The organism is Natronincola ferrireducens, assembly GCF_900100845.1.
Taxonomy (GTDB): Bacteria; Bacillota; Clostridia; order Peptostreptococcales; family Natronincolaceae; genus Natronincola_B; species Natronincola_B ferrireducens.
The window spans coordinates 954,706-969,443 of the sequence record NZ_FNFP01000001.1; the positions used below are offsets into that span (position 1 = coordinate 954,706).

General features: G+C 33.6%; 12 protein-coding genes and 1 riboswitch. Of the genes, 9 read left to right on the forward strand and 3 right to left on the reverse strand.

What is annotated here, in order from left to right; genetic code table 11:
• Positions 1-197 precede the first annotated feature (197 nt).
• The 5 genes from BLS22_RS04355 (at position 198) to BLS22_RS04375 (ending at position 8,983) form a co-directional block, all read left to right on the forward strand.
• Positions 198-2,336: a ribonucleoside triphosphate reductase gene (locus BLS22_RS04355; protein WP_090550848.1), complete on the forward strand. Its 2,139-nt coding sequence runs from the start codon at positions 198-200 to the stop codon at positions 2,334-2,336.
• Between the two features lie 465 nt (positions 2,337-2,801).
• Positions 2,802-4,724, forward strand: coding sequence for a PrkA family serine protein kinase (locus tag BLS22_RS04360; RefSeq protein WP_090550852.1), 1,923 nt, complete (start codon positions 2,802-2,804; stop codon positions 4,722-4,724).
• 27 nt (positions 4,725-4,751) lie between these two features.
• The gene (yhbH, locus tag BLS22_RS04365) at positions 4,752-5,945 is read left to right on the forward strand and encodes a sporulation protein YhbH (RefSeq protein ID WP_090550855.1); all 1,194 of its coding nucleotides are present in this window, start codon (positions 4,752-4,754) and stop codon (positions 5,943-5,945) included.
• Positions 5,946-5,955: 10 nt separating this feature from the next.
• The gene (locus BLS22_RS04370; RefSeq protein ID WP_090550857.1) at positions 5,956-7,332 is read left to right on the forward strand and encodes a SpoVR family protein; all 1,377 of its coding nucleotides are present in this window, start codon (positions 5,956-5,958) and stop codon (positions 7,330-7,332) included.
• 268 nt (positions 7,333-7,600) lie between these two features.
• A complete protein-coding gene (locus BLS22_RS04375) occupies positions 7,601-8,983 on the forward strand; it encodes a hypothetical protein (protein ID WP_090550859.1) in 1,383 nt (460 codons plus the stop codon).
• Positions 8,984-9,040: 57 nt separating this feature from the next.
• Here the strand turns inward: BLS22_RS04375 and BLS22_RS15030 are convergent, their stop codons facing one another.
• On the reverse strand, positions 9,041-9,196 hold the full coding sequence (locus tag BLS22_RS15030) for a hypothetical protein (RefSeq protein WP_176762051.1): 156 nt from the start codon (positions 9,194-9,196) through the stop codon (positions 9,041-9,043).
• Positions 9,197-9,292: 96 nt separating this feature from the next.
• On the opposite strand from BLS22_RS15030, the gene BLS22_RS04380 reads away from it, so the two are divergent.
• Positions 9,293-9,982, forward strand: coding sequence for an anaerobic ribonucleoside-triphosphate reductase activating protein (locus tag BLS22_RS04380; protein WP_090550862.1), 690 nt, complete (start codon positions 9,293-9,295; stop codon positions 9,980-9,982).
• 300 nt (positions 9,983-10,282) lie between these two features.
• Here BLS22_RS04380 and BLS22_RS15480 read toward each other — a convergent pair whose 3' ends face one another.
• Both BLS22_RS15480 and BLS22_RS15035 read right to left on the reverse strand, forming a co-directional pair.
• Complete coding sequence (locus tag BLS22_RS15480) at positions 10,283-10,411, reverse strand: hypothetical protein (RefSeq protein ID WP_280139558.1); 129 nt, start codon at positions 10,409-10,411, stop codon at positions 10,283-10,285.
• Between the two features lie 111 nt (positions 10,412-10,522).
• Positions 10,523-10,660 carry a hypothetical protein gene (locus tag BLS22_RS15035; RefSeq protein ID WP_176762052.1) on the reverse strand — a complete coding sequence of 46 codons (138 nt, stop codon included), beginning with the start codon at positions 10,658-10,660 and terminating at the stop codon, positions 10,523-10,525.
• Between the two features lie 866 nt (positions 10,661-11,526).
• On the opposite strand from BLS22_RS15035, the gene BLS22_RS04390 reads away from it, so the two are divergent.
• The 3 genes from BLS22_RS04390 to BLS22_RS04400 all read left to right on the forward strand — a co-directional run bounded on the left by BLS22_RS04390 (position 11,527) and on the right by BLS22_RS04400 (position 14,702).
• Positions 11,527-12,354 carry an ion transporter gene (locus tag BLS22_RS04390; protein WP_408633648.1) on the forward strand — a complete coding sequence of 276 codons (828 nt, stop codon included), beginning with the start codon at positions 11,527-11,529 and terminating at the stop codon, positions 12,352-12,354.
• Positions 12,355-12,726: 372 nt separating this feature from the next.
• Positions 12,727-12,848, forward strand: a riboswitch (molybdenum cofactor riboswitch).
• Between the two features lie 247 nt (positions 12,849-13,095).
• Positions 13,096-13,599, forward strand: coding sequence for an RnfABCDGE type electron transport complex subunit G (locus BLS22_RS04395; protein ID WP_090550870.1), 504 nt, complete (start codon positions 13,096-13,098; stop codon positions 13,597-13,599).
• Entirely contained in the window at positions 13,596-14,702 is a 1,107-nt protein-coding gene (locus BLS22_RS04400; protein WP_090550872.1) for a molybdopterin-dependent oxidoreductase, read from the forward strand. The genes BLS22_RS04395 and BLS22_RS04400 overlap by 4 nt, the downstream gene beginning before the upstream one ends.
• Positions 14,703-14,738: the final 36 nt, after the last annotated feature.

Sequence of the window (14,738 nt, forward strand, 5' to 3'; positions counted from 1 at the left end):
TCTTTATTGTTTTTTTATAAAATTTTTAAAAATTATCATTTGTTACAATAGGTAAGAAAAATGAGGTATGGTGTAGAAAAATTTCAAAAAAAACGGAAATTTATGTCTAAAGTTCTATTGCAAATTAGGGGCATAATCATGTATTATATACAATATATAGTAGAATAAGAAAAATATCATACAAATAGGAGGGTATTATGGCTGTTATAAAAGTACAAAAAAGAAATGGTGAGATTGTAGATTTTGACAGTTCTAAAATAAAAAATGCTATATTTGCTGCTGCAAAATCTGTGGGTGGCAAAGATGAAATGAAGGCGTCAAAGCTAACAAAAATGGTAATAGAAATTTTAAACGAAACCTGTAGAGCCAGTATTCCTTCTGTAGAAGATATACAAGATATTGTTGAGAAGGTCTTAATTGAAGAAGGACATGCTAAAACAGCAAAAGCATATATACTGTACAGAAAAAAACATGAAGAAATTCGAGAAGTAAGAAACCTCTTTATGGATGCCGAGGAAATGATTGAGGAATATGTCAATTTAGAGGATTGGCGGGTAAATGAAAATGCCAATATGGGTTTTTCCCTACAGGGGTTAAACAATCATATTGTTGAAAGTATTACAAAAAAATATTGGTTAAATAAAATTTATCGCAAAGAATTAAGGGACGCCCATACCCGAGGGGATTTACATATACATGATTTAGGTCTGTTGGCACCCTATTGCTGTGGATGGGATTTGGAGGCATTTTTAAGACAGGGCTTTAAAGGAGCTAAAGGAAAGATTGAATCCAAGCCGCCAAAGCATTTTGAATCAGCCTTAGGTCAGTTGGTGAATTTATTGTATACCCTCCAAGGAGAAGCAGCTGGAGCTCAGGCGGTTTCTAGTATAGATACATATTTAGCACCATTTATTTATTATGATAAATTGGATTATGAACAGGTGAAAAAGGCACTACAAAGATTTGTGTTTAACTTAAATGTTCCTACAAGAGTTGGATTTCAAACACCCTTCACCAATATAACCCTAGATATAACACCCCACCAATTATTGAAAAAACAACCAGTAATTATTGGTGGAGAAAATATGGAAAAGACCTATGGTGAGTTCCAAAAGGAAATGGATATATTTAATAGAGCTTTTTGTGAGGTTATGATGGAGGGGGATGGAGCTGGTCGAGCTTTTAGTTTCCCAATTCCTACTGTCAATATTACTGAAGACTTCCCCTGGGATACTGAAGTAGTCAATTGCATTATGGAGATGACAAGAAAATTTGGTACACCTTACTTTGCTAATTTCTTAAACTCTGATTTATCTCCAGAGGATATTCGATCTATGTGCTGTCGTCTTCGTTTAGATAATAGAGAACTTAGAAAACGGGGTGGTGGGCTGTTTGGGGCTAATCCATTAACAGGATCCATCAATGTTGTAACGTTGAATATGGGTAGAATTGGATATTTATCTAATTCACCAGAAGAATTTAAACGTAGAGTTAGAGAATTAATGGAGTACTCTAAGGAAATATGTGAAGCCAAGAGAGTTGTTTTAGAAAAGTATATGGATGCTGGTTTATATCCCTACTCTAGACATTACCTTCAGGGAGTAAAGGATGGCACAGGAGAATATTTCAAAAATCATTTTTCTACAATAGGTCTCAATGGTATGAATGAAGCCTGTGTTAACCTATTAGGGGTAGATATTACTACAGAAGAAGGCAATGAATTTGCTATAGAAATTATGGAATTCATGAATAGAGTAATGCAGATTTTTCAAGAAGAAACTGGAAGTCTATGGAATCTTGAAGCTTCACCTGCGGAAGGAGCTGCCTATAGATTTGCTAGATTGGATAAAAAAATATATCCTAAAATCTTTACCCAAGGTGAGGAAGAACCTTACTATACTAACTCAACCCAATTGCCTGTAGGCTATACAGAGGATATTTTTGAAGTACTGGAGTTACAGGAGAAGCTACAGACCCTTTATACTGGAGGAACGGTACTCCATGGCTTTATTGGTGAGGCTATCGATAATGTAGAGACCTGTAAAACTTTGATTAGAAAAGTAATGGAAAACAGTAGTATTCCCTACATTACCATTACCCCAACCTTCTCCATATGCCCTGAACATGGTTATTTAACAGGAGAACAGCCAGAGTGTCCACAATGTCAAAGAGAGACAGAAATCTGGACCCGGGTTGTAGGTTTCCACAGACCCGTACAGGCATGGAATAAAGGAAAGCAAGAGGAATATAAGGATAGAAAAGAGTATAGCTGTGAATCCTCATTAAAGTCAGATGCTGATAATAAGGATGCATATGTAGTAGAGAGTGTTTCATAATAAAGTTAAAAAGCTACAATTTAAATTTAAAGGATTAATACAGCTTTGGGTAACTAGATAAATTTTATACATGATAAGGGATATAAATGTTACCGGATAGGTTGCAATTAGATTAGATAATAAAAATAAGGTGATGTAAACTAAAAACAATACACCCAAAGGAGTTTGTTCAAAAGCTCTTTAAACGGCATGGAATCAGTATTTAACTGGATTCATGCCGTTTTTAATTTGTATATTTCCTTTAAAAGCCCTTAGGTCAGGTAAAGATTTGACTTTCTAGTCCTTCAAAACTTCAACTGAACTTTTTAAAATTACCATCTCAATTTTAAATATAGGTTTTAGTACAAAGCCAAGAGACATACATATAGATAATAAATAAGTTTTTGTTGAAGTTTATAATTTAAGACATCTTTATTATGAGGATTAGTAAATATTGTTAGTTAAACTTAAAGGAGGGGATTATATATGGGTTACTTTCGAGAGTTAATACAACAAGATAGGGATGAAAGAAAGAAGAAGAGCTTTGAAGGAACCTTTTTAGATTATTTAGAAATTATTAAGCAGGAGCCATCCATTGCAATGTTAGCCCATGAAAGAATGTATAGAACAATCATTGAGGAGGGTGAGGAAGTAATCAATACTGTTGAATATCCTAGACTAAGAAGAATATATGGAAACGATGTAATTAAAAAATATAAATTTTTCAAGAAAGATTTTTTTGGCATAGATAAAATATTAATGAAAATTGTAAGTTACTTCAACACTGCAGCTATGAAGGGAGAAGAGGCAAGACAGGTATTATATCTTGTGGGACCTGTGGGAGCTGGCAAATCATCAATAATAGAGACATTAAAAAAGGGATTAGAAACAAGCGATCCTATATATGCCCTTAAAGGATGTCCCATGAGGGAAGAACCCCTCCATTTAGTTCCCAATCATTTGAGAAATAAATTTGAAGAAGTGTTGAATATAAAAATAGAAGGAGACTTATGTCCAGTATGCAGATATAGACTAATAAATGAATATGACGGTGAATTCGAAAGATTCCCTGTTGAAACCGTAGATTTTAGTATTAGATCCAGGAAAGGAATAGGGGTTGTACCACCGGTAGATCCAAATAATCAAGATACATCGGTATTAATAGGCTCTGTAGATATTTCGAAGCTAGATTTATATCCTGAGGATGATCCTAGGATATTATCACTAAATGGTGCTTTTAACGTTGGTAATCGAGGAATAGTAGAATTTATTGAAGTTTTTAAAAATGAAGTAGAATATCTCCATACTATGATTACAGCAACCCAAGAAAAAAGCATACCTTCTCCAGGTAAATCTTCAATGATTTATTTTGATGGAATTATTTTAGCCCATTCAAATGAGGCAGAATGGAATAAATTTAAATCCGACCATACAAATGAAGCTATTTTAGACAGAATTGTAAAAATAGAAGTACCCTACTGTCTTGAGTTAAGGGAAGAAATAAAAATATATAGAAAAATTTTAAACAAGAGTAATTTTACCGTGCATATAGCTCCCCATACAATAGAGGTAGCATCTATGTTTGCTATTCTAACAAGATTAGCTCCTTCAAATAAAGCAAATCCCCTTACAAAGCTTAAATTATACAATGGGGAAGAAATCGTGGAGAAGGGGACTACAAAAAAGATAGATATATTAGAATTAAGAGAAGAAGTACAAAGAGAAGGTATGACAGGCATTTCTCCAAGATTTATTATGAAGGCTTTAGACCAAGCAATAGCTGAATCTGAGGATAACTGTATAAATCCAATTTCTATTCTGGAAGTATTAGTAAAAGCAGTAAAGGAACTGTCAATAAGTGAGGATTTAAAAAAGCAATACCTTAATTTCTTGCAGAATATCATCAAGAAGGAATACAATAGAATTCTTGAGAATGAGGTTACAAAGGCTTTTATACATGGATATAAAGAACAAGCGGAAGACTTGTTTAATAATTATTTAGATCATGCAGAAGCATATATCAACAAAACTAAATTAAAAGATAGTAGTACGGGAGAAGAGTTGGAACCAGATGAAGAATTTCTAAGATCTATTGAAGAACAAATAAATATAATTAGTACCGCAGCAAAAGGCTTTAGACAAGATGTAACCTCCTATATGTTTTATATTATTAGAAATGGCGGCATGATAGATTACACTTGCTATCAACCCCTTAAAGAAGCAATAGAGAAAAAATTAACTACTTCAGTAAGATCCTTAAGTAGAGTGATAACCCAAACAAAAGTAAGAGATAAGGAACAAAGAGAAAAATATGATGCTATGGTGGAGGAAATGAAGAGAAATGGCTATTGTGAGCACTGTTGTAATGTAGTCCTTAAATACTCAGCTAATAATTTATGGAAGGATTAAAGCCCTATGTTGTAGGGAGGTGATAACTTGACAATCTTTAAAGAATTTGATGGTAGAGGCAGGGATCGTTCAGCAGAAGATAGATTAAGACATAGAAAATTGGTTGAGGATTCCATCAAAAAGAACATAAAGGACATCATAGCAGAAGAAAGTATTATAGGTAAAAGTAAAGATAAAGTAATAAAAATCCCTATAAAAGGGATAAAGGAGTATAGATTTATATATGGACAAAATAAGCCTGGAGTAGGTTCTGGTAAGGGTGAAGAAAAGCGGGGAGATAGGATAGGTCAAGATGAAATATCAGAAGGTCAGGGGGATGAAGAGGCTGGAAACAATAAAGGTGAAGATATTTATGAAACAGAGATTACGATAGAAGAATTAATAAATTATTTATTTGATGATCTAGAATTACCCTTTATGGAAAGAAAAAGATTTAGTCAAATAGAATCCGAAAAAAAATTCAAAAGATTAGGTTATCAAAGAAAGGGAATTCCACCTAGGCTTGCAAAAAAGAAATCCATGATAGAGAAGATAAAGAGGCAAAAGGCTACTAAAAGAGCCCAAAATATTGATGGTGATAGTTTAGAATACAAACAGAGTGAAGAAAAGAAAAGATTTCCTTTCAAGGAGGAGGATTTAAGATATTTTCACATTAGAAAGGATATAAAAAGAGAAAGTAACGCTGTAGTCATATGTATCATGGATACTTCAGCCTCAATGGATATTACTAAAAAGTATTTAGCTAGAAGCTTTTATTTTTTATTATATCAATTTATTAATTTAAGGTATGTTAATGTTGAAGTCGTTTTTATAGCCCATTCCACAGAAGCCTTCGAAGTTAATGAGGATGAATTTTTCCATAAGGGACAATCGGGGGGTACCTATATCAGTAGTGGTTACGAAAAAGCCCTGGAAATTATTGAAAAAAGATATAATCCTTCTATATGGAACATCTATGCATTCCATTGTAGCGATGGAGATAATTGGAGGGAAGATAATACTAAGGCTGTGAAGTTAGCCCAAGAGTTATGTGAGACCTGTAATCTTTTTGGATACGGAGAAATAAGGATTGGCGGGTATATCAGTAGCAGTACAATTAGATCAGAGTTTAAAGCCAAGCTAAATTATCCAAATTTTTCACTTGTAACCATGTGGAGGAAGGAGGATATTATTCCAGCCCTTAGAAATTTATTAGATAAAGAAAAAGGGCTTATGGAATAATAATTTCACTATGATGGAATATACAATTAAAGAATTGGAAAAGTGGGATGAAAAGATAAGGATGATTGCTAAGGCCGAGAATCTCGATTGGTATCCTCAAGAATATGAGATATGCAGCTATGAGGATATGCTATGCTTTGAAGCTTATGTAGGGATGCCTTCCCACTATCCCCATTGGAGCTATGGAAAAAACTATGAAAGAAAAAAAACCCTTTATAAGTATAATCTAGAGGGATTACCCTATGAGATGGTAATAAATTCTAATCCCTGCATTGCCTATCTTATGAGGGATAATACATTGCTTCTACAAATATTGACCATGGCCCATGTCTATGGGCATAATGATTTTTTCAAAAACAATAGGTTGTTTCTAGAGGGTACTAGAGCTGAATATACTGTGGAGATGTTTAAAAATCATGGAGATAGGATTAGAAGATATATAGCAAATCCTTCAATTGGTTATGAAGGGGTGGAAAGGATATTAGATGCTGCCCATGCCATAAGGTATCATACATCTAAAGTTATTGGATACAAGGGATTATCTAGGCAGGAGAAGAAAGAAAAAATCCTTCAAAAATATTATAAAGATAGTAAAATTGAGGGACTACTAGATGAGAAAAAAAACATTCCATTTCCTGATTTAAACAAGATACCCCTGGAAGCTACTGAAGATATAATAGGATTTTTGGCTGAATACGGGAAACTACAAGAGTGGGAAAGGGATATAGTAGAAATTGTAATAAAGGAGACAAAATATTTTATGCCTCAAATCGAAACTAAAATCATGAATGAAGGATGGGCTAGTTACTGGCATTACAAAATTTTATCTAAGCTAGAGCTTCCTCAACACCTCCATATGGAATTTTTAAATAGACATAATCTAGTTATTAGACCCTTTACTGGAAATATAAATCCATATTATATTGGGTTTAAAATATTTAATGATATTGAGAAAAAATATGGTGTGGACAAAATTTTTGAGGTAAGAAAGCTGGAGAGAGATCAATCCTTTATTAGAAAGTATCTAACAAAAGAACTATGCGAAGAAATGAACCTGTTTCAGTATAATAAACAAAATAATTTTTATGTAGTTGAGGAGATTTCCGATGAAGAAGGGTGGAAAAAAATTAGAGATACATTAGCAAATATTGTTGGCATGGGTAGTTTTCCCCATATCAATGTAGTAGAAGTAGATGCTAAGGATAACACATTAGTTTTACAGCATGAATATGATGGTAGAGAATTAGAATTATCCTATGCATATGAAACTTTAAAATATATTTCTACTTTATGGAATGGAAAAGTTGTTTTAAGGACCACCCTTAATAATATTAAAAAAATCATTTTTTGTAGTGAAGACAAGAAAGTTTCTATCAAAGATCTTTAATAGCGATACCTTCAAAGTATTTATTGAAGTAACTGTAGTTTCTCAATTAAACAAACGACAATTTTTCACAAAAAGAGTTGTTATTTAAATAACAGTTGAGATATAACAGCACCCAATTCCCTACTTATTCATATTATGAATAAGTAGGGAATTTTTGTTTTCTTGTCTTTGATTATTAGACATAAGGGGAGTAGTAATTCAATAAAGACAAGAAAAGGAGATTTAGAGGGGATTTATAGTTGAGGATTTGATGGAAGGAGGAAGAAACATGGTGTCGTTAGCCTTGGTTCACTGGATCTATGTAGTGATGGTAGTGGTGATTTTAGTTGTTATGGTGCTGCGAAGGGATACGTTAATACCCTGTATTTTAGGGATATTCTTAATGGGAATGGCAGCTCAAAAGGGTGTTGCGGGGGCAACAGGAGCAATCTTTGATTCCTTCGTAGTAGCTGGAGTAGAATTACTGGGAATCATCTTTGTTATTTCGGTAATCGTCTCTATGTCCAGGTTGTTAGAAGACTTAGGGGCAAATCAACTAATGGTAAAACCCTTTACAAAACTTATTAAGACACCAGATCAAGCTTTTTGGTTTATTGGAATTGTCATGTTTGTGGTTTCTTGGTTTTTCTGGCCCTCACCAGCCACCGCCTTAGTCGGAGCTGTTTTACTACCAGTGGCATTAAAGGTAGGTCTTCCAGCAATTGGGGCAGCCATGGCTATCAACTTATTTGGTCATGGGTTGGCTTTATCCAGTGATTTTGTTATTCAAGGTGCACCCACCCTGGCTGCTAATGCAGCAAGAGTAGAGGTAACAGAGTTGATAGTTAAAGGAATTCCTCTCTTTGGTGTTATGGGATTTGTAACTATAGTAACAGCGTATATCTTATTAAAACGAGACATGAAAAGGGGTATCATAACCGCTGAAAAAATAGTAACTGGGGAAGTAATAAAAGAAAAGGAAGTGACAAAGAACACGAAAATTGCAGCAGTTTTAGTACCCCTAGCCTTTACTTTAGACATTATTGCTATGTTTGTTTTAAACCTAAGGGGAGGAGATGCAACCGCCCTTATAGGAGGAACTGCGGTTTTAATACTGGCCATTTTATGTCTCCTTGAATTTAGAAATAAAATGCTAGAAGAATTTACGAAGTATATTAAATCAGGCTTTGTATTTGGTATGGAAATATTCGGTCCCATCATTCCTATAGCAGCCTTCTTCTATATGGGAGATATGGGAACCTTTGTTGAAGTAATGGGCAGTGAAGCATTACCACTAAACTCTCAAGGTATATTAGCAGATTTAGGAGGGGCATTAGCTTCTATAGCACCAATGAATAAGCCCACTGCTGCTGCAATGCAGATGACTATTGGATCACTAACAGGGTTAGACGGCTCTGGATTCTCCGGGGTACCTTTAGTGGGTGCTTTGGCAAGATTATTTGGAACTGCAGTAAATGGCAGTATAGCTAGATTAGCCGCTTTAGGGCAGATAGGTGCTATATGGGTAGGTGGAGGTACTATTGTACCTTGGGGATTGATTCCTGCGGCAGCTATCTGTAAGGTACTTCCTATGGACTTAGCAAGAAGAAATTTTATTCCTGTCATTACAGGGTTAATTGTTACTACGATCGTGGCTATGTTTTTAATATGATCTTTAAAGCTGAGAAGAAAAATCTCTTCTCAGCTTTAATGTATTTTTTAGATAGAACTATTTTTTACAAACTGACAACATCAAATAATATTTTTTATTTTCTTTAGGTATTTCAATATGAGTATCAATTTCATGGCACATGATTAACTGTTTCAAGGGTTTTAGCACCTCAAGAAACTCATCTTCCCTATACTGATAGATATAGAAGGTCATAATCAGTCTCCTTAACACTTGTTAATAGACAAAGATTTTTATATACTTGTATATAGATTCTTTACAAAAAACTTTTAAGAAATAGGGTGAAAGTCAATGAAAATTATAGCAATGGAAAAATCATCCTTTATTGATTATCCAGGGAAAATTTGCACAATGTATTTTGTAGCCCTTTGTAATTTTAAATGTGGATACTGTCATAATGCCTCCATCGTAAAGGGTGAAGGAGAGGTCATTCCTGAAGAGGAAGTATTTTCTTTTTTAGAGAAAAGAAAAAAATTTATCGATGCAGTATGTATTTCCGGGGGAGAACCCACTTTATATAAGGAGTTATATGATTTTATAAAGAAAGTAAAGGATAAGGGCTTTTTTATAAAGCTAGATACCAATGGGACTAACCCACAAATCCTTAAAAAACTAATTGATGAAAAGTTAATAGATTATGTTGCAATGGATATAAAAGCTCCCTTCCATAAATATGAATCTGTTACTCAAACAAAGGTTGATATAGAAAGTATAAAGTCCAGTATAGATATTATTCGAAGTGCTCCTATTGATTACGAGTTTAGAACAACCATCTGTAGGGAATTATTGACAAAAGAGGACGTTTTAGAGATGGCTACATATTTAAAAGGAAGCAAACGATTTTACCTACAAAACTTTCAAGATGGAGATACAGTTTTAGCAGGAAGAAATCAATTTCATCCATATGATGTTGAAGTCTTGAAAGAGATTCAAAGAAATCTAGAAGGTTATTTTGAACTGTGTGAAGTCAGAAATAAATAAGAATGTAGAATTTCAGTGGAATAAAGAAAGATGACAAACTATATTTCTATAGGACATATGTAATGATGATGGAAGTGTTACAGGAGATAATTAATCCATAGAGGGATAACCTCCCCTATGGATTAATTGTATAGGTATAGGTTTAGTCTCATCCTATCCTATCCTTTATGTTATCCTTCAGATGTAGTATTTTTCTCTATGCATTCCTTTACTTAATTATGCCGCTAGAGAAAAGTAATTACGAAATTGCTCTTTCTCCATAAAATCAAAACTACCCCCTAAGGGAGTAGTTTTGATTCGCTACTGAGTGCTTTCTATAGCTACTTCTATAAATTTTGTCACGACGATTTTGTTATAATCTACCCTTTGATTAAGTTCGCCAGCCTCTGTCATAACATCCTGTAATCTATCTAATCCTTCTTCCGTCAACACTGGATTATGTCTAGATGGGTATCAGGAAAATGGGGCTGTAGAATTTTTTTAACTTCCTTCTAAGCTATTTTGTTTAACTTAAAGATTTGAAGAAAAGCTTAATCCTATTTATTGTTTATCTTTGTTCATTGGGCTATTACCACTTGTTTGTTTTCTAATTTCTTTGTCAGCCTTCTTCATTAGAAAGTACCCACCAACACAAAAACCTATAAAAACTAACAACACCATTATTTCATCAAGTTTCATGAAAACCCCTCCTTATCTACAATCTATCAGTATCCATTAATCCTGTAGATAAGAGTCTTTGTAACTGCTCATATGGTATCTAGGAATAAGTAATTGATGAAGCTTTGAAAACAAACGTGACCAATTATAGTATTCATAAGAATTAGTAGCAGATTTTACTGATAAAAGCAAAAACAATATCGGTATTAAACGTAATATATTCATACTCAATATGTCTATAAAGTTATTATCATTACTTTCCTCAGAATGATAAAAAATTATTGTGCTTGATTCAGGGATTTGACATAAATATACGTTATCTAAAGAAACTTTATTATTTGTAAAATATCCATCAATATTAAAGCATAAGAAAAAGACTAGCAAAAAAGCCATCATAAGAGAGAGAAATTGTTTTATTTTTTTTTGCTTCATATAAATACTCATTTACCCCACCTCTTAACAATTGGAGACTTTGACTTAATACTGACTATACATATTATAATACTGTTTGAGTATGAAAAGCAACGAATATTAGTGCAAGAGGATCTAGTATACATCAAAGAAGGAACTTTAAATTGAAGAACCGGGTAATACATCATTTTTATTCAAGATACAAGTAGGACTTTTGATTTCTATTAATAATTTGTGATAGAAAAGCCGTTGTTTGAGATGGACACTGTATCCCATCGGTGATTTTAGTTTTGGCTGTATTAATTCATAGAGAGGACAGTCTTCAACAGAAAAAAATTTCTTTTCTTAAGGTAAATTAAGCTATCTCGTATAGGATAATACTTATAATAGAATTATAAATAGAACGGGTGTATAATTTTATATATGTTCAATAATTCATAATATTTTATATTAAAAAACCTACTCAGCAAGGGATGGTGAATCATTTGTCACTTATAGACCAGAAGATAAAAGATAAGCTATATAAAATTATATTTGGAACAGATACCCCAGCAGGAAAAGCCTTTGATGTCATGCTTATTATTACAATTCTCAGTAATAGTATGATAATTATTGCTGAAAGTGTAGAAGTTATTAGAAATACTTATGGAATGTGGCTAGTAGTACTGGGGTGGTTCTTTGTTATTATCTTTACTATTGAGTACATATTAAGGCTTTTTGTTGTCAAAAGAAAAGGTGCTTATCTGTTGAGCTTCTTTGGTATTATTGACTTACTAGCTATTTTACCTGCGTTTTTAGGTTTTTTTATGCCACAAATACGATTTTTAGTCATTGTTAGGAGCCTTAGACTCCTTAGACTGTTTAGCATACTAAAAATGGGCCGTTATATGGAAGAGTCTAGTCATTTGTTACGGGCATTGAAGGCTAGTAGACCTAAAATTACCGTTTTTCTTTTTACAATACTATTCATTATCGTGGTAGTAGGATCAATGATGTATGTTATTGAAGGACCCCAAAACGGATTTGACAGTATTCCTATATCTATGTACTGGGCAATTGTTACGATTTCCACCGTGGGCTATGGGGACATCTCTCCCCAGACCCCTATAGGAAAGCTAATTTCCAGCTTGCTAATGATTATCGGATATGGAATTTTGGCTGTGCCTACTGGAATTATCTCCCATGAACTGGCCCATACTTCTAAAAACCAAGGAAAGAAAAAAAACTGTCCTAATTGTTATTCAAAATTCTATACTAAGGAGGAACGTTTTTGTTCTAAATGTGGCACTTTGCTTGATTCATAATATAAAGTAGATATTATAGATGGCGTTTGTAAACTTCTCAATGATTTCAGGATTTTTTTCTATATAGCTCTTTTTAGCTGAGTAGGCGTATAAGGAATATAACCACTTTTTTGACCACACTATACTTTACCTTTAAAAGTTATCAATTTATTTGGTGTAACTGTAGAGTCATTAAGTATTAGAAAACAGATGAATATTTAATTATTGTATAAAATGGGAATTGATAAAACTTCACATTCATTAGGGTATTTAAGGTGATTATAAAAAATAGAAGGACTTAAAGAAAGAGATCTATACAATTATTAAATTAGTTAAACTATTGACAATTATTTTACAATTATATATACTTATAGCAATGAATCAATTATCAAAATTTTATAAATACTCCGAGTCTATTCTTCCTAATAAAGAAATTTTATGGGAGATAGGCCTGTAGGGTATAAAGGGAAACCTTTATGCCTCCCATTGTGGAAAGGAGTCGTGCATACAAAACATTCTAGAGGAATGGTATTGGATGTTAGACGCCTAAAAGGGCGTCTTTTTTAACGAAATGACTCTTTTGTAAAGGAGTCATTTTTTGTGGCCCTCTGTGAAAGCGACTTGCGTAAAATCACAGATTTTAGCAATATATATCATAATATTTGAAATAATTAAATGAATACATAAATTAGAAGGTTAAAAACAAAATCACATAGAGAAATAGGGGGGAGGAACATTAAACTTTTTAAAATTATTGCAATCATGATCATTGGTATCTCTATATTAGGATGCTCTATCGGTAGTAGAGACAAAGTTCCTTTAGAAGTCCAAGCACATATAGAGGAAACCAACGAAGTACGGATTTTGAATAAACATACAACAACCAATATTCAAGGGGTATATTATGTTGGTAAAATCTTTGGTGAAAAAACAATTCTTCAGTGGGTAGAAAAGGAGGGATTTAACGGGAAGATTCAACTTCTTGTAACAGTTGACGTAGAGGAGGATAGGGTGTTGAAGGTTGAAGTTTTAGACCATCAGGAGACAGATAGTTATGGAGGATACATAACAGAAGATTGGTTTTTAGATAGGTTTATTGGAAAAGACCCTCAGTACCAATTGGTTGCAGCAAAGGTTACTGCTAAAAATCCTGAGGATATTTCTATTGTTACAGGAGCCACCATCACAAGTGAAGCCGTTATCAATGCTGTAAATGATGCTATGGAAAATTACTTAAGAATAAAAAAGGAGGAATTTAAAAGATGAAAATACATCGTATAGCAATACTTCTTATTCTAATAATTGGGTTAACACTGTCAGGATGTTCAACTACTTCACAAGAAGAGGCGGTAATATCTACGGGTGGAGAGACAATCGATGAGAAAATTGTGCTTGCAGGTCTAGAAGAGAAGGAAATAGAGATCACAGTTGAAAGCCTAAAGAACTACGAAACGATAACAAGAGAAGTAGTTTCAGTGAATTCCAGCGGTACTGAAAACAGGTTTGCTGTAACAGGAAGCTTACTGGAGGATGTGTTACAGGATTTAGGACACTCTCAAAAAGATCTAAAAGGTCTTCGGTTGATTGCTGGTGATGGATATTCTATGGAGGTTCCTAAGGAGGTTGTAGGTCATCGGGAAATAGTCCTGGCTTATGAGGTAGATGGAGAGCCATTAGATCAGAAAAGTAGACCTATTAGAGTAATTGTTCCACAGGAAAGGGCTATGTATTGGGTTCGCAACCTAACAAGAATCGAAGTATTAGAGGAAACAGAAGACGCAACTGTAAACACTGTTATTTTTTTAGAAGCTGCCATAAGTACCCTACCTCAAGAGGATTACACCTATTATGATAGTGTAGATCAAGCCATTAGACCTACAGACCTTATTAGAGAATTTGGTGATGAAAAGGAAGAGAAAACTGTATACATAAAAGCTGTTGATGGATTGGAAAAAAATGAAACAAATGAGATTTTCCAAAGTGGTTACATAAAAGTAACTGGTACGGATGCACCTATGTTTTTATCACCAGATATCCCTAAGGGAATGTACGTGAAGGACATTTTATGGTTTTCTCAAGGCAACAGCGTTTTTTTTACCTATAGCAAAGGCCAAGAGTTGTTTCAAGTTAAAAAGTTAGAAGATAAAGAGGGGATTATGCTAAAGGACATTATTGATGAAGTTGGTTTAAGAGAAGGACAGACTTATAAGCTGACAGCTGTTGATGGATACAGTGTGGAAGTAGGGATAGAGGAACTGGAGAAGGGGATTGTCTATTTAGGAAAAGAGGGAGAGCTAAGGACTTCCTTTGAAGACCTACCTAAAAATCTCAACATAAAAGGGTTATTAGCTATAGAGGTAATGGATTAAGATAAAAAATAATCATCGGAGCTTAGTTAACAACAG

Coding starts and splice junctions, on each gene's coding strand:
- BLS22_RS04370 (WP_090550857.1), top strand. CDS start 5,956: ATGATGGAATATACAATTAAAGAATTGGAAAAGTGGGATGAAAAGATA.
- BLS22_RS04395 (WP_090550870.1), top strand. CDS start 13,096: ATGATCATTGGTATCTCTATATTAGGATGCTCTATCGGTAGTAGAGAC.
- BLS22_RS04400 (WP_090550872.1), top strand. CDS start 13,596: ATGAAAATACATCGTATAGCAATACTTCTTATTCTAATAATTGGGTTA.
- BLS22_RS04355 (WP_090550848.1), top strand. CDS start 198: ATGGCTGTTATAAAAGTACAAAAAAGAAATGGTGAGATTGTAGATTTT.
- BLS22_RS04375 (WP_090550859.1), top strand. CDS start 7,601: ATGGTGTCGTTAGCCTTGGTTCACTGGATCTATGTAGTGATGGTAGTG.
- BLS22_RS15035 (WP_176762052.1), bottom strand. CDS start 10,660: ATGAAACTTGATGAAATAATGGTGTTGTTAGTTTTTATAGGTTTTTGT.
- BLS22_RS04360 (WP_090550852.1), top strand. CDS start 2,802: ATGGGTTACTTTCGAGAGTTAATACAACAAGATAGGGATGAAAGAAAG.
- BLS22_RS15030 (WP_176762051.1), bottom strand. CDS start 9,196: ATGACCTTCTATATCTATCAGTATAGGGAAGATGAGTTTCTTGAGGTG.
- BLS22_RS04380 (WP_090550862.1), top strand. CDS start 9,293: ATGAAAATTATAGCAATGGAAAAATCATCCTTTATTGATTATCCAGGG.